The sequence below is a fragment of the Flavobacterium sp. genome (assembly GCF_004211145.1).
Lineage (GTDB): Bacteria > Bacteroidota > Bacteroidia > Flavobacteriales > Flavobacteriaceae > Flavobacterium.
This window is the reverse complement of the sequence record NZ_SEBS01000002.1, coordinates 42089-56840: the sequence shown is the minus strand read 5'-3', so window position 1 is coordinate 56840 and position 14752 is coordinate 42089. Positions and strand designations below refer to the sequence as shown.

Here is a 14752-nt window from a genome sequence, read left to right as displayed (position 1 = left end):
AAGTTACACTTTCCGCACAAATAAATTCCCCGCGATCTTTTGTGAAATCGTGATTTCCTTGGACGCGGCTTTGATGCGAAGCGATTGGTCGAACGCTTCTTTGGAAAGGATTTCGATTTTTGTGCCGAGCGAAATATCCTGCTTGTCGAGGTATTTCAAAAACTCCGACGACGTGTCTTTCACGCCCACGCAAATCCCTGATTGATGTTCGTCGAGTTCGCTCAACAGCTGTTTTTCGACTTTCACGATCTGGCCGTTCGCATCGGGAATCGGGTCGCCGTGCGGATCTTCGGTCGGATTTCCGAGGAAGTCGTCGAGACGGTTTATGAGTTGTTCCGATTGTATGTGCTCGAGCTGTTCGGCGATGTCGTGGACTTCATCCCAATTGAAATCGAGTTTCTCGACGAGGAAAACTTCCCACAACCGGTGTTTGCGCACGATCATTTTGGCGGCGAGCATCCCTTTGTCGGTCAGGGAAACACCTTGGTATTTCTTGTAGATGACGAGTTGTTTGTCGGCTAATTTCTTGAGCATGTCGGTCACCGACGAGGCTTTGGTTTCCATCTTCTCGGCAATCGCGTTCGTGTTCACGCCACCGCTGCTCAGGTTGTTGAGATGATAGATGGTTTTTAGGTAGTTTTCCTCAGAGAACGTCATTTTTTGAAGTGCAAAGTGCAAGGTGAAAAGTTCAAAGCCATGCAAAGTTCGTGAATTGTGTTCGAATACATTTATGCTATCGTTTATTCGTCCTTGTTACTTTTTCACAATTACGAGTGGAATCGAAATCCCATGCCGCACTTTGCCGACCGTAGTTCCGAACAGCAAATCCTTGATGCCCGAATGTCCGTGAGTTCCCATGACCAATACGTCGAACTTGCCTTCGTTGACGATTTTCGCGATTCCTTTTCCGGGATTTCCGAAGCCTAATTTCGTTTCGATGTCATAACCTTTTTCGGTCAGCATGTCGTCGTATTCCTGCAATAACTTTTCGTCCATCGAGGTTTCATGGTCGACGATGTTGTCGCCGTACATGATCGCGCCGACGGTTTCCACGACATGGATCAACGTGTACTTCGCGCCCGTTCCGCCGAGTGCGAACGCGTTGTTGAGCGCTTTCTCGTCGGCGTCGGTGAAGTCGACCGTCACGGCGATGTCTTTTTTCTCGTACTCGCCCGAACGGCCGTATTTGAGTTTCAAGCTGTGAGGCGAATGGTTGTAAATGTGTTCTTTCGGTTTGATGATAAACGGTTTTACGACGATATAAAGAAGCAAAACCAGGAACGCTACGGCGAGCGGAACGACGGTCAGCCAAAGAATGATCGGATTTTCAGAAGCTTCGAGCCAACCCGCGATTTCAGAATATACCAATCGACCGTTAAGCGAAACGATCACTAGCGCGATGATCCAAGCCGAAACCTGCGTCAATCTATTGATGTGGAAACCTTTCATTTTTGTCTTGTCGCTTACGAAATGTATCAGCGGAATGATCGCGAAACCGAGCTGCAAACTCAAAATTACCTGACTCAGGATCAGCAATTTCCCCGTCACGCCTTCTCCGAAGATCGAAATCGTGATCACGGCCGGCACGATTGCGATGAGTCGCGTCATGATGCGGCGAACCCACGGCTGGATACGCAAATTCAAGTAACCTTCCATGATGATCTGGCCCGCGAGCGTTCCCGTAACGGTTGAACTCTGTCCTGCAGCGATCAACGCGACCGCGAACAAAACCGGCGCCCATTGCGTCCCGAGAAGCGGTTGCAACAATTTGTGCGCGTCCTGGATTTCGGCTATTTCGAAATATCCGTTCTTGTAGAAAGCCGCGGCTGCGAGAATCAAAATCGCGGCGTTCACGAAAAACGCGAGGTTCAACGCGATGGCCGAATCGATGAAATTGTATTTGATGGCTTGCTTGACGCCTTCTCGCGTCCGGTCAAACTTTCGCGTCTGCACCAAAGAAGAATGCAGGTACAAATTGTGCGGCATGACCGTGGCTCCGATGATTCCGATCGCGATGTATAACGCGGCTTCATTCGGCAATGTCGGGATCATTCCGGTCGCGATTTTACCGAGTTCGGGTTGTGCGAAAATCATCTCGGCCACAAACGACATCCCGATGATGGCGACGAGAGCGATGATGAACGCTTCCATTTTTCGGATGCCTTTATTGATCAGGAACAACAGCAGGAACGTGTCGAGAACTGTGATTAGAACGCCTTCGATAAGTGAAATGTCAAACAATAAATTCAAACCGATCGCCATTCCCAAAACCTCAGCAAGGTCACAGGCCGCGATCGCGATTTCGGCCAGGAAATACAAGATGTAATTTACGAAAGGGGAATATGTTTCACGCGAAGCCTGCGCCAAATCGAGCCTCGTGACGATCCCGAGGCGCGCGCTCAAACTCTGCAACAACAACGCCATGATATTGCTCATGAGCAAAACCCAGATGAGCGCGTATCCGAATTGCGAACCACCGGCGATGTCGGTCGCCCAGTTTCCGGGATCCATATATCCGACGCTGATCAGATATGCCGGCCCGAAAAATGCGAGCACTTTCCTGAACGTCGATGTTTTTCCCTGGGCCGAAACCGATTCGTTTACTTCTTCAAGCGATTTTCCTTTCATGGCTATTACGATTTTGCAAAACAAAAATAAAATAATTTTTCGTGTTACAAAATTTATTTTTAGATTCGTCTAAAATTTAATTGCGATGAAACGAATTTATTTAATTGTAGCGTTAACGACATACAGCGTCGTTTCGAATGCCCAAGATACCGGAGCGCCCGTTCATAAGGATCCGATTGCTACCGACAGGCCCGACCAGACTGAAACGCCGGCGATCGTCCCGACGGGAATGTTCCAGGCTGAAATCGGTTTTGCGTTCGAAAAAGGGAACGCGGGCGAAGAAACTTTCGTGCACCCGACCGCGTTATGGAAATACGGCGTGAACGAGAATTTCGAACTCCGCATCATCACCGAATTTTCGTCGTTGAACGCGCCCGACAAAAAAATCACGGGATTGAGTCCGGTCCTGTTCGGATTCAAGGCGAAACTTCTTGAAGAAAAAGGATTTATTCCAAAAACCTCGATCATCGCGCATTTGCAGGTTCCTGACCTCGCCTCGAAAGAACTTAAAGCCGAATATTACGCCGCTTTATTCCGTTTTACGATGCAGCACACATTGTCGGAACACATAAGTTTAGGCTACAATCTTGGCGCCGAATGGAACGGCATGACGCCGAACGCAACGTTTATCTACACACTGACGACCGGCTTCGGACTAACTGAAAAATTGGGCTGTTATGTCGAGGTTTTCGGGTTCGCGCCTGAAGATGAAACGGCTTATCACAGTGCCGACGGCGGCTTCACCTATTTGGTCTCAGACGATTTCATGCTCGACGCTTCAGCCGGTTTCGGAATCACCGAGGAAGCGCCTGACTACTATGTATCGCTGGGTTTCTCGTTCCGATTATAGTCTCAGGCTATCGGATCCATCGGTTTTTCAAATTGTTAATTGTTAACTGTTAATTAGGAATTGCCGTATCTTTGCAGCCTAACTATAGACATTTAATTATGTACCCAGAAGAATTAGTAAAACCGATGCGCGCTGAACTTTCGGACGCAGGTTTTGAGGAATTATACAGCGCCGATGCAGTTGAATCGGCACTCTCGCAGCCGGGAACGACCTTGGTTGTCGTAAATTCGGTTTGCGGATGCGCGGCAAGAAACGCACGTCCCGGAGCAAAAATGAGTCTTGCGGGAGCGAAAAAACCCGACCATTTGGTTACGGTTTTCGCCGGAATGGAGAAAGACGCCGTTGACGCAGCACGTGAGAAAATGTTCCCGTTTCCGCCTTCATCTCCATCGATGGCTTTGTTCAAAGACGGGGAATTGGTCCACATGTTGGAGCGCCATCACATTGAAGGCCGTCCGGCTGAGATGATCGCCGAGAATTTGAAGGACGCTTACGACGAATTTTGTTAAGAATTTTTTACAGAAGTTTGAAGGCCGCTTTTTAGCGGTCTTTTTTTTTGGGGGAGGCGCGAAGTTTTTCTTGCTTTTTGATACGAAGGCACGAAGACGTTAAGGCTTGAAGTTTTTTTTTCGGATTAGTTGCCACGATGGCGCAGAGGCGCGAAGTTTTTTTCTGCAAAGGCGCGAAGGTCTTTTGACACGAAGGCACAAAGACGCTAAGACTCGAAGGTTTTTTTTTGATTGGTTGCCACGAAGGCACGGAGGCACGAAGTTTTGTTTCTGATTAGTTGCCACGATGGCGCAGAGGCGCGAAGTTTTTCTTGCTTTTTGACACGAAGGCTCGAAGGCGCTAAGGCTCGAAGTTTTTTTGATTAGTTGCCACGAAGGCACGGAGGCACGAAGTTTTTTTTGGATTGGTTGCCACGGAGGCGCGATGTTTTTTGCTTTTAGTAATAAAAAACGTCTTTTTAGTAGCATATTCCGGCTGTCCGCTTTTAGCTTTCTTGAAAAACCGGGTTTTGCCAGAGGCGCGGCGAGCTTCCTTCGGTCGCTGCCGCGCCCAGCCAAAATCTCGGTTTTTCTGCAAAAGGCTAACCGTTTCCATCCGGGCTAGGCATTCGATCTTTGAACGCGTTTCAAATTGTCACTTGTGCTTTTGCCCAACGCAATCGGAGGCGTTAAAATCATGTTTTGTTCCAGCAGGAATTGGGCGAGCTGCAACGTTTCGTCGTCGAGGTTCTCGAAATTTCCTGACAATAAGTTCTCGACGTTCTCGCGTGTTTGCGCGTTGTTGAAATTGATCGTGAATTCGGCGTTGGCGAGTTTGAGGAAGCAATCGTCGGGACTGTATTTTATTTCGAGCGCCGGATGCAACATGAAATCGGCGTCGCTTTCGGGATACAATCGCTGCAATAGTTTCAAGACCGCGCCCACGACTTTCTGCGTCGAAATCGAAGAAAGGCACACGCGGTCCTGGCAATTTACGAGTACGCGATAATCGCATTTCACTTCGCAAAAACCATCTTTTCCCCAGATCGTTTCGAATTCCTGCGCGAAACTTCCCCAGGCGCCGGGTCCGGTCGGTCCATAAATTCCTACTGTGGGAATGTTGTAGGCTTCAGCCAGATGCGTAATCCCGGAATCGTTGCCCACGTGAAAAATCGCACCTGACAACGTTTGCCCGACGGCTTCGAGGTTTCCGGTTTCGGTCGCAATGTAATCAGGGATTTCATTGAAATGTTCGAGTGGATTCGGATCGTCGGGCCCGAGAATAATTTTACAACCGAGTTCGGGATAACGATCGTGGATTTCTCGGATCACTTGGGCAAATTGCTTAGCCGGCCAGGTTTTTAGCAGAAATCCTGCTCCCGGATGAACAGTGAAATACGGATTTTCGCAATCGGTTCTTTTTGGAAAATATGGAAATTGTACGCGATCGTAATTCAAATCGCGATGCAGTTTCGCCACCGCATCCATATAATGTTGGATCGCGTGTTGGCGCACGCGTTTGTGCGTCGTGTATTTTATCGCGTTTGGCATTTTGAAACCCATGAACGCCGGGTAATTTCCGAGTTCGACGACCGTATCAAATTCGCTTTCGTTTACGGTTTCCTGATTGACGATGCTGATGTCTTGAATATACTGCGAAAGGAACGGGACCAATCGCGGCGCGACCGCGAAACGAACTTCGTCGGCCGCTTTCAAAAGCAATTTCAACGCGGGAAGACAAAAGAAAATATCGCCTAGTCCGCCTGAATTCTTTTGAACCAGGACTTTTCCGAGCGTTTGGATTTCGGGTTTTTTGGTTCCGATGATTTCCTGGATACGGTTCCAGAAAATATCGGGCGTATCTTTCATTTCCTGTTTCGCGCGCTCTTTGTCGTTCGGATAAAAGTCGAACGAGAATGTTCCGATCCTGTCGTTCGCGATGATTTCACAACCCGACAAGAATGCCTCGGCGGCCAATCGCCCTGAAGGTTCCGGCCAAAAAGGCTGGCAAAAAAAGCGTTTGGTCTTGCCGAGGATTTCCAGGACGTGTTCGTTGTCGATCATGTCGTGGAACGCGATGTTGGTCGGAATCAGTAAATCGGTTTTGTTCTTTCCGTAGACAATGAATTGCTGTTGCGGATTTTCGGACGCATAATCCACGAATGCCCGCGCGCCTTTCAAAAAACTCAGATCGCCGAAAAACGGAATAATGGAATCGTCTTTTTCCTGTGAAATCTTGAGCGCATCGACTTCGACGGTCGGCGGCATGATCAAAATGTTCTGGATCGCTTCGCCAAAGAATTCCTTGTGCGCTTCAAAATGTCTCGGCGATTGGAAACAGTTCAGAAGCGAATTTGAAAACAGTTTCCTGAAACCGTGGAATTTTCCCGAATCGCAACACAGTTTATATCCCGGATCGACCGTGCAGATGATGTTTCGTCGGGCGCAAAAGTTATAGTCGAAATCGATTTTGGCATATTTGATTTTCTCGTCGACCAAAAAATCGATGAGTTCCTTTTCGAATTTACAACGCGACGTGCTGTTTACGACGACGAGATCGGCATTGCGGATTTTGTCTTTCGAAATTTCAAAGTCAGACAGCAAATCGCTTTCCACGAAAAAACCTTTCCGTATCCCGAGTTGAACGAGCTGGTTTATGGTGAGCTCGGCGCCGCGGCGTAGGGAAAGGTCGGTGTCGTGGAGGAAAAGGATGTTCATTGTACGTGTTGAATTGGTTAATTGGTTATTTGGATAGTGGTAGAATCGCGTGACATGGCGATAGCGTTCTATTTTCCGAAAGACCACCACTCGCCAGTTAAACGATTAACCAGTTAACCAACTAAACTTTACCCTGAGTTCCATTTAAACTTTGCGGTTGCTGTTGCTTTGGCAATTGTCGGTCATCATAATAACCATCGTCATCATAATAACCGCCGTCGTCATCGTTGCTGCAGGCGCTCAAAAGATTGCCCGAGACCAACAAACCTGATGTGACCAAAAAGATTTTGGCCGTGCCTGAGAGGAAGTTCCGTCTGTCCATGTTGTGTTGTTTAAAGTTAATAATCAGTTCGCGCGTCGGTCGTCGTCATAATAACCGTCATCGTAATAGCCATCGTCGTCGTAATAGCCGCCGTTGTAGTAACCGTCGTCGTCGTAATAACCGCTGTCGTCATCGGAACTGCACGAAGTGAGCAGTTTTCCCGAGACGAAAAGCCCGGTCGTGACCAACACGATCTTTGCTGAGCTTGATAGAAAATTTCTTCTTTCCATAATCGTTGGGTTTTAATGGTGAATTAAAATTACAGTTACAAATCACACTGATTATTAAGTAATTATACTTTTCCGTTGTATGATTTGACGCTGTTTCTATATAGACAAAATTCTGACGCCTGACCCTACCCGGATTTTCTTCTTTATTTTTCCGCGTTAGGGATGCTGGCATTGTCTGAGCTCATTTTGTGGAATGCAATGGAACGAAATAGCGAGTGCCTGCAGCCCGACGGCGGCTGGAAAAATGCGATCAGCTTTTTTCCAGCCGCCGGAACGCCCAAAAACGCCGCACTTTGAACTTTGCACTTTTGCGCCTATATTTGCACCACTTAACTTAATATGTTTATAGCATGCAACTGTACAACACGTTAAGCGCAGAGGAACGTTCGGCCATGATTGACGAGGCCGGAAAACAACGACTTACTTTGTCGTTCTATGCCTATGCGCGCATCGAAGACCCGAAAAAATTTCGCGACGATTTGTTTTTAGCCTGGAACCGGCTTGAGGTTTTGGGAAGGATTTACGTCGCCCATGAAGGCATCAACGCCCAACTTTCATTGCCTGCCGACCATTTCTATGAGTTCAAGGATACGATCGAGGAATACGATTTCATGAAAGGGATCCGACTCAATATCGCGGTCGAACACGACGATCATTCGTTTTTGAAACTCACGATCAAGGTGCGCGATAAGATCGTTGCCGATGGTTTGGACGACGATACTCTTGACGTGACGAACATCGGAATCCATTTAAAAGCCAAAGAATTCAACGCGCTCCTGGAAGATCCGAACACGATCGTGGTCGATATGCGAAATCACTATGAAAGCGAGATCGGGCATTTCGTAGGTGCAATAAAACCTGACGTGGATACGTTTCGCGAATCGCTCCCGATTATCGAAGAACAACTCTCAGGACATAAATCCGACAAGAAATTATTGATGTATTGCACGGGCGGCATCCGATGTGAGAAAGCCAGCGCATACTTTAAACACAAAGGATTCGAAAACGTCTACCAACTTGAAGGCGGCATCATCGAATATACGCGCCAGGTGAAAGCCGAAGGTTTGCAAAGCAAGTTTATCGGAAAGAATTTCGTGTTCGACCAACGCCTCGGCGAAAGAATCACAAGCGACATCGTCTCGAATTGCCACCAATGCGGGAAACCGTGCGACAACCACACGAATTGCGCGAACGAATCGTGCCACTTGCTGTTCATCCAATGCGACGAATGTGCCGCGACGATGGAAGGTTGTTGTTCGACGGCTTGCGTAGAGGTAATCCATTTGCCTGAAGACGAACAAAAAGCGTTGCGCCGCGGCATCAAGAACGGAAACATGATTTTCAAAAAAGGGAAATCGGATGTGTTGACGTTCCGGAATTCGGGTGACGGCGTGGTTGGAACAGCGGTTGCTGAGGAAGTGCAAAAGAGCAAAGTACAAAGTGCAAAGAGCAAGGTTAAAAAGTCGTATGTCGCGAAAGGAATTCATTTTTTTCCGAAAGCGAGCATCGGACAATTCCTCGTCGAAGAAGGCGAACTCTACATCGGGAATGAAATCCTGATCAAAGGCCCGACGACCGGCGAACAGCGTTTCACGATCGAAGAAATGTTCGTTAACGACGCGCCCGCTGAAATCGCAAAAAAAGGCGACCTTGTGAGTTTCAAACTCGATTACCGGATCCGATTGTCAGACAAACTTTATAAAATCCTCGGGTAATCCATGGACATCTATCGCCTGTTAAAACTCAACCAGCGCATCAAAAGCCACCGCATCAAGTTTCTTGGGCTGTGGCTTTTGAGCGTTTTGGACAAGCGATATTTGTCGATTCAGATGGATCCGGTTCTCGCGTGCAATTTGCGCTGCAAGATGTGTTATTTTACTGACGCCGACTTCGTGCGCAAGAACATGAAGGGCATGTTCAAGCAGGACGATCTGGAGCCGATGGCGAAATCCATTTTTAAAAACGCTCTGAAATTACAAATCGGATGCGGGGCCGAACCGACACTTTTCAAGCACAATGTCCAACTCATTGAACTTGCCAAGCAGCACGGCGTTCCGTACATTTCGATGATCACGAACGGGAATCTGATCGATGCGAACGACATTCTCGAGTTCGCGAACGCCGGATTGGACGAGATCATTTTATCAGTTCACGGCGTGAAAAAGGAAACGTACGAGGATTTGATGGACAAAGGCGATTTCGAGAAATTCAATGAGATTTTGCAAGCGATCACCGATGTGAAAAAGCAATTTCCGAATATGCGACTTCGCATGAATTACACGTTCAACGAAGATAATTTCCACGAGCTTTCCGGTTTTTTCGACGTGTTTGGGAAATACGCGATTAACATCATCCAGTTGCGTCCGATCGATAAGATCGGGGAAACGACATACGACAATTTCAGTTTGAAGAAGATTGAAACTGATTACGCGAGGATTTCGTCGGGCATGAAAAGCGAGGCTGAAAAACGAAACATCACGTTGCTTTATCCGCAATCGGTAAGCCGGAATGAAACCGAATCGCTCAAGGTAAAATCGACCAACGACAGTTCGTACCTGATTCCGTACACGTATTTTTATGTGTCGCCGAGAGAAGTTTGGAAAGAAGATTTCGATTGGAGGAATGAGACGTTCGGCGATTGGCGAAAGCGCACGAACTGGAGTTTTGAATTGTTTCGCAACGTGTTTGTTTCGAGGGCGAAATTGGAGTCGGAGAACAGGAATATGTTGAATTATTCGGTTGAGATAAACTGATTTTTTCGGGAACGCAGATGACGCGGATTTTCATTGATTCGTTTCGTTAGGTTTGACGTCCGCGTTAGGGATTGCAGCGGTTATCCTTTTTGCCACGCTGACCCTGTCGAAGTGCGACAAAAAGATAAGAGCGGAAAGCCCGACGGGAGTTTTTACAAAACAAGGCCTTGGTCGCTGGTTTTGTTGACTACCGGAACGCCCAAAAATCGATGGAAATCCGCGATGAGCCTTTTGACTTTACGACTTTTGACTTTACGACTTTCCTGACTTTCGACTTTACGACTAAAACGTTATCTTTACCCGCAATTCACTTTTGAAACGTAGCGGAAATCCGCGATCAATATATAAAATATGGCATGTACAACTTGTTCAACCTCATCGAGCAGTGCTCCGGGAGGCTGTAAAAATAACGGCACGTGCGGGACTGACAGTTGCAATAAACTGACAGTTTTCGACTGGCTGGCAAACATGAATCTTCCCAATGGTGAAGCGCCTTTTGACTGTGTCGAGGTGCGTTTCAAGAACGGCCGAAAGGAGTTCTACCGCAATCACGAAAAAATTACATTGAGTATCGGCGACATCGTGGCCACCGAGGCTTCCCCGGGCCATGACGTCGGGATCGTGACACTTACGGGCGAATTGGTCAAGATCCAAATGAAGAAAAAAGGCGCGAATCCAAACGGGCCTGAAGTACTTAAAGTCTACAGGAAAGCGTCCCAAAAGGACATCGACATCTGGTCGAACGCGCGCGACAAGGAAGAACCGATGAAGGTTCGGGCGCGTGAATTGGCGATCTCGCTTAAACTCGAAATGAAGATTTCCGACATCGAATTCCAGGGCGACGGATCGAAGGCGACGTTCTATTACACGGCGAACGACCGCGTGGATTTCAGACAATTGATCAAGGATTTCGCTCGTGAATTTTCGATTCGCATCGAGATGAAACAGGTTGGTTTCAGGCAGGAAGCGGCACGTTTGGGCGGCATCGGATCGTGCGGACGCGAATTGTGCTGTTCGACTTGGCTGACTGACTTTAGAAGCGTGAATACGTCGGCGGCGCGTTACCAGCAACTGTCTTTGAACCCGCAAAAACTCGCGGGACAATGCGGAAAACTCAAGTGTTGTTTGAACTACGAGCTCGATACGTATATGGACGCGTTGCAGGAATTTCCGGATTTCGACACCAAGTTACAGACCGAAAAAGGCGACGCGATCTGCCAAAAACAAGACATCTTCAAAGGCCTCATGTGGTTCGCCTACACCGATAGTTTCGCGAACTGGCACACGCTGAAAATCGAACAGGTCAAAGAAATAGTTGCCGAGAACAAACAGAAACGCAAAGTTTCTTCGTTAGAGGATTATGCGGTGGAAATCGTAGTCGAGGCAAAAACCGAATTCACGAACGTCGTCGGGCAGGAAAGCCTTACGCGTTTCGACCAGCCCAAGCGCAGCAACAAAAGCCGCAGCAAGAAACGCGGCGCAGGTGATCGCGTGGAAACGGCAGGCGCGGCGCCAACAACGAAACCGAATCCGAATAACCGCCAACGCGACAATCGCGACAGCCGCGGCCCGAGACCTGAAGGCAAAAAGCCCGAAGGAAACAGGCCACAAGGTGAACGCGCACCGAGACCTGAAGGAAGCAAGCCTGAAGGAAACAGGCCGCAAGGAGAGCGCAGCGCCAGACCGCAGCAAGATAAACCGCGCGGAGAGCGTCCGAACAACGCGCCGAAAGGTGAAAACCGTCCCGCCGACGCAACGAAACCGTCAGAGGCGCAAGACCGCGAAGGACAACCGAAAGGCGAAGGACAAAATAAGAGCAGAAACAACCGCAACCGCAACAGGAACCGCGGTCGCAACGACGATAAAAAAGGCAACAATGACCAACCTCAAGGCTAATCTGATTCTCATTTTAGTTGCGCTCGCCGTGATTTCGTGCGACAAGAAGCGCGTGTTCGACGAGTACAAAAGCGTGGGAAGCAGCTGGCACAAAGATTCGATAGTGTCGTTCGACTTGCCCGAATTGGCCGAGACGCAAAACTACAATTTGTTCGTGAACGTGCGCGACAACGACAAATACGAATTCAGTAACCTGTTTTTGATCGTGTCGATGGAACAGCCGAAAGGTGTCGTAAAAGTCGATACGCTGGAATATGAAATGACCGACGCTGAAGGCAATCTGCTCGGCGACGGCTTCTCGGACATCAAGGAAAACAAATTGTTCTACAAGGAAAACGTGCGTTTCCCAAAAGGTAACTATAAGGTAAAAATCCGTCAGGCGGTACGGCAGAACGGCAAAGTGTCGGGCGTCGACAAGCTTGAAGGAATAACCGAAGTCGGTTTCAGGATAGAATCAACAAAATAGGTCATGAAAAAATACATCCCAAAGAAAATCGTACCTAAAAAAAATTGGCTGCATCGCGATGTGGCGTTTTACAAACGTAAATTTTGGCAATTCCTATTCTACGGACTCGGAGCGTTGGCAATATTTTTCCTGTTGGCGTCCTGGGGCGTTTTCGGGAAGATGCCCGACTTTGAAGATCTCGAGAATCCGGATTCGAACCTGGCGACCGAGATCATTTCATCGGACGGCGTAACCATCGGGAAATTCTACAACCAAAACAGAACGCCTGTTCGTTACAACGATTTGCCGAAACACTTGGTGAACGCGCTGGTCGCGACTGAAGACGAACGTTTCTACGAACATTCGGGAATCGATGCACGCGGAACGATGCGCGCCGTTTTCACGCTCGGAACAAGCGGAGGCGCAAGTACGATCACGCAGCAGCTTGCCAAGAACTTATTCCACGGAAGCGAAGGTTCGCGATTCTTGCCGTTGCGTATTCTCCAGAAAGCGAAAGAATGGATCATCGCCGTGAAACTCGAGCGTCAGTATACGAAAGATGAAATTCTTGCACACTATTTAAACACGGTCGATTTCGTGAGCAATGCGTATGGGATCCGATCGGCTTCAAAAGTATATTTCAACAAAGAACCCAAAAACCTAACTGTTGACGAAGCTGCGACTTTGATCGGCATGTTGCAGGCGCCGTCGCGTTACAACCCAAAAACACATCCGGAACGTGCGCTCAAACGCCGCAATATCGTGCTTCACCAAATGGTCAAAAACGGTTATTTGAATGAGGGCGAAAAAGAACAATACGCGGCAAAACCGATAAAACTCGACTTCAAACCCGAAAGCCACAACGAAGGAACCGCGACGTACTTCCGCGAATACCTGCGCGATTGGATGAAAACCTGGGGCAAGGAAAACAAGAAGCCCGACGGTTCGGATTTCGATATTTACCGCGACGGACTCAAAATTTACGTGACGATCGACTCGCGCATGCAGGAATATGCTGAAGAAGCCGTTGCGAAACACTTGGCGAACCTGCAACAGGAATTCGACAAGCAGCAAAAAGACAACAAGAACCGTCCGTTCGTGAAATTGTCGGAAGCGGAAACCGACAAGATCATGATGTCGGCGATGAAAACATCGGAACGCTGGAGACAAATGGAAGGCCAGGGAAAGAGCGAGGACGACATCATAAAATCGTTCGACGTCAAAACCAAAATGACCGTTTTCACTTGGAAAGGCGATCGCGATACGATCATGACGCCGACGGATTCTATCCGTTATTACAAGAGTTTCCTGCAAACGGGAATGATGTCGATGGAACCGCGAACCGGCCATATCAAGGCTTGGGTCGGAGGCGTGAATTATAAGTATTTCCAGTACGATCACGTCGGGCAAGGTGCGCGCCAGGTCGGGTCGACGTTCAAACCGTTCGTGTATGCGACGGCGATCGAACAGGCCAATTATTCGCCTTGCGACTCGATTCTCGATGCGCCGTTCACGATCCCGAAAGGTCGCCATCACGTGACCGAGACATGGACGCCGAACAATTCCGATCACCAATATCGCGGCATGGTAACGCTTAAAAAAGCGCTTGCGTTGTCGATAAATACGGTGTCGGCCAAACTGATCGATAAGGTCGGGCCTGAAGCCGTGATCGATCTGACGCACAAACTCGGTGTAAAATCTGAGATTCCTGCGCAGCCTTCGATCGCACTCGGAGCCGTCGAAATTACGGTCATGGACATGGTCGCGGCCTACAGCACGTTCGCCAACCAAGGCGTTTACATGAAGCCGCAGTTCATCTCGCGCATTGAAGACAAGAACGGAACGTTGGTTTACGAACCGATGCCCGAATCGCACGACGTGTTGAACAAGGACATCGCATTCGCCGTGATCCGATTGCTCGAAGGTGTGACCGAAAGCGGCTCGGGTGTTCGATTGAGGACGCAAGGCGGCGGTTACGGTTACGAGCGCGTTACGGGTTATCCGTATGTTTTCAGGAATCCGATCGCGGGAAAAACGGGAACTTCGCAGAATCAATCCGATGGTTGGTTCGTGGGAATGGTTCCGAATCTGGCGACGGGAGTTTGGGTCGGATGTGAAGACCGATCGGCGCGATTCAAAAGCATCACCTACGGTCAAGGCGCGGTCGCCGCGTTACCGATTTGGGGAATGTTCATGAAACGATGCTACGAAGACAAAGACCTCGACGTTTCCACGAAAGGATTCGAAAGGCCGTCCAACCTTTCCATAAAAGTAGATTGCTATGCGCCGGTCGTCAAAGATTCGACTGCAGTCGTCGACAGCACGGCCCAAGATACGGACGAGTTTACGATACAGTAATTCGTTGGGTTTAACATAAAATTCCGTCGTTATGAAATTTTTCATCCGACGGAATTCTTTTTTA

13 protein-coding genes are annotated in these 14752 nt (G+C 48.5%); 7 read left to right on the top strand and 6 right to left on the bottom strand.

Going from position 1 to position 14752, the window contains the following annotated elements:
- Nucleotides 1-3 precede the first annotated feature (3 nt).
- Nucleotides 4-657 (bottom strand): metal-dependent transcriptional regulator, encoded by a 654-nt coding sequence (locus EOO50_RS01285; protein ID WP_290837114.1) that lies wholly within the window; start codon nucleotides 655-657, stop codon nucleotides 4-6.
- A gap of 96 nt (nucleotides 658-753) precedes the next feature.
- The gene (locus EOO50_RS01280; RefSeq protein WP_290837112.1) at nucleotides 754-2628 is read right to left on the bottom strand and encodes an Nramp family divalent metal transporter; all 1875 of its coding nucleotides are present in this window, start codon (nucleotides 2626-2628) and stop codon (nucleotides 754-756) included.
- Between the two features lie 85 nt (nucleotides 2629-2713).
- Between EOO50_RS01280 and EOO50_RS01275 the strand changes: the two genes are divergently transcribed.
- Both EOO50_RS01275 and EOO50_RS01270 read left to right on the top strand, forming a co-directional pair.
- Nucleotides 2714-3478, top strand: coding sequence for a transporter (locus EOO50_RS01275; RefSeq protein ID WP_290837110.1), 765 nt, complete (start codon nucleotides 2714-2716; stop codon nucleotides 3476-3478).
- Nucleotides 3479-3576: 98 nt separating this feature from the next.
- Nucleotides 3577-3987 (top strand): BrxA/BrxB family bacilliredoxin, encoded by a 411-nt coding sequence (locus tag EOO50_RS01270; RefSeq protein WP_290837108.1) that lies wholly within the window; start codon nucleotides 3577-3579, stop codon nucleotides 3985-3987.
- 340 nt (nucleotides 3988-4327) lie between these two features.
- On the opposite strand, the gene EOO50_RS01265 is transcribed toward EOO50_RS01270, so the two are convergent.
- The 4 genes from EOO50_RS01265 to EOO50_RS01250 form a co-directional block, all read right to left on the bottom strand.
- Complete coding sequence (locus tag EOO50_RS01265; protein ID WP_290837106.1) at nucleotides 4328-4582, bottom strand: hypothetical protein; 255 nt, start codon at nucleotides 4580-4582, stop codon at nucleotides 4328-4330.
- 5 nt (nucleotides 4583-4587) lie between these two features.
- Nucleotides 4588-6684: a glycosyltransferase family 9 protein gene (locus EOO50_RS01260; RefSeq protein WP_290837105.1), complete on the bottom strand. Its 2097-nt coding sequence runs from the start codon at nucleotides 6682-6684 to the stop codon at nucleotides 4588-4590.
- Between the two features lie 121 nt (nucleotides 6685-6805).
- Nucleotides 6806-7006, bottom strand: a complete 201-nt coding sequence (locus EOO50_RS01255; RefSeq protein ID WP_290837104.1) for a hypothetical protein — start codon at nucleotides 7004-7006, stop codon at nucleotides 6806-6808.
- Nucleotides 7007-7029: 23 nt separating this feature from the next.
- Nucleotides 7030-7236, bottom strand: a complete 207-nt coding sequence (locus EOO50_RS01250) for a hypothetical protein (protein ID WP_290837103.1) — start codon at nucleotides 7234-7236, stop codon at nucleotides 7030-7032.
- A gap of 350 nt (nucleotides 7237-7586) precedes the next feature.
- Between EOO50_RS01250 and EOO50_RS01245 the strand changes: the two genes are divergently transcribed.
- The 5 genes from EOO50_RS01245 (at nucleotide 7587) to EOO50_RS01225 (ending at nucleotide 14688) form a co-directional block, all read left to right on the top strand.
- A complete protein-coding gene (locus EOO50_RS01245) occupies nucleotides 7587-8951 on the top strand; it encodes a rhodanese-related sulfurtransferase (RefSeq protein WP_290837102.1) in 1365 nt (454 codons plus the stop codon).
- Between the two features lie 3 nt (nucleotides 8952-8954).
- The gene (locus EOO50_RS01240; protein WP_290837101.1) at nucleotides 8955-9989 is read left to right on the top strand and encodes a radical SAM protein; all 1035 of its coding nucleotides are present in this window, start codon (nucleotides 8955-8957) and stop codon (nucleotides 9987-9989) included.
- Between the two features lie 351 nt (nucleotides 9990-10340).
- A complete protein-coding gene (gene ricT / locus EOO50_RS01235) occupies nucleotides 10341-11885 on the top strand; it encodes a regulatory iron-sulfur-containing complex subunit RicT (protein ID WP_290837100.1) in 1545 nt (514 codons plus the stop codon).
- A complete protein-coding gene (locus EOO50_RS01230; protein ID WP_290837099.1) occupies nucleotides 11866-12351 on the top strand; it encodes a gliding motility lipoprotein GldH in 486 nt (161 codons plus the stop codon). Before ricT ends, EOO50_RS01230 begins: the two co-directional genes overlap by 20 nt.
- A gap of 3 nt (nucleotides 12352-12354) precedes the next feature.
- A complete protein-coding gene (locus EOO50_RS01225; protein ID WP_290837098.1) occupies nucleotides 12355-14688 on the top strand; it encodes a PBP1A family penicillin-binding protein in 2334 nt (777 codons plus the stop codon).
- Nucleotides 14689-14752 lie beyond the last annotated feature (64 nt).

Excerpts from the sequence above, each read along its gene's own strand:
- EOO50_RS01285 (WP_290837114.1), bottom strand. The coding sequence starts at position 657 with ATGACGTTCTCTGAGGAAAACTACCTAAAAACCATCTATCATCTCAAC.
- EOO50_RS01280 (WP_290837112.1), bottom strand. The coding sequence starts at position 2,628 with ATGAAAGGAAAATCGCTTGAAGAAGTAAACGAATCGGTTTCGGCCCAG.
- EOO50_RS01275 (WP_290837110.1), top strand. The coding sequence starts at position 2,714 with ATGAAACGAATTTATTTAATTGTAGCGTTAACGACATACAGCGTCGTT.
- EOO50_RS01270 (WP_290837108.1), top strand. The coding sequence starts at position 3,577 with ATGTACCCAGAAGAATTAGTAAAACCGATGCGCGCTGAACTTTCGGAC.
- EOO50_RS01265 (WP_290837106.1), bottom strand. The coding sequence starts at position 4,582 with ATGGAAACGGTTAGCCTTTTGCAGAAAAACCGAGATTTTGGCTGGGCG.
- EOO50_RS01260 (WP_290837105.1), bottom strand. The coding sequence starts at position 6,684 with ATGAACATCCTTTTCCTCCACGACACCGACCTTTCCCTACGCCGCGGC.
- EOO50_RS01255 (WP_290837104.1), bottom strand. The coding sequence starts at position 7,006 with ATGGACAGACGGAACTTCCTCTCAGGCACGGCCAAAATCTTTTTGGTC.
- EOO50_RS01250 (WP_290837103.1), bottom strand. The coding sequence starts at position 7,236 with ATGGAAAGAAGAAATTTTCTATCAAGCTCAGCAAAGATCGTGTTGGTC.
- EOO50_RS01245 (WP_290837102.1), top strand. The coding sequence starts at position 7,587 with ATGCAACTGTACAACACGTTAAGCGCAGAGGAACGTTCGGCCATGATT.
- EOO50_RS01240 (WP_290837101.1), top strand. The coding sequence starts at position 8,955 with ATGGACATCTATCGCCTGTTAAAACTCAACCAGCGCATCAAAAGCCAC.
- ricT (WP_290837100.1), top strand. The coding sequence starts at position 10,341 with ATGGCATGTACAACTTGTTCAACCTCATCGAGCAGTGCTCCGGGAGGC.
- EOO50_RS01230 (WP_290837099.1), top strand. The coding sequence starts at position 11,866 with ATGACCAACCTCAAGGCTAATCTGATTCTCATTTTAGTTGCGCTCGCC.
- EOO50_RS01225 (WP_290837098.1), top strand. The coding sequence starts at position 12,355 with ATGAAAAAATACATCCCAAAGAAAATCGTACCTAAAAAAAATTGGCTG.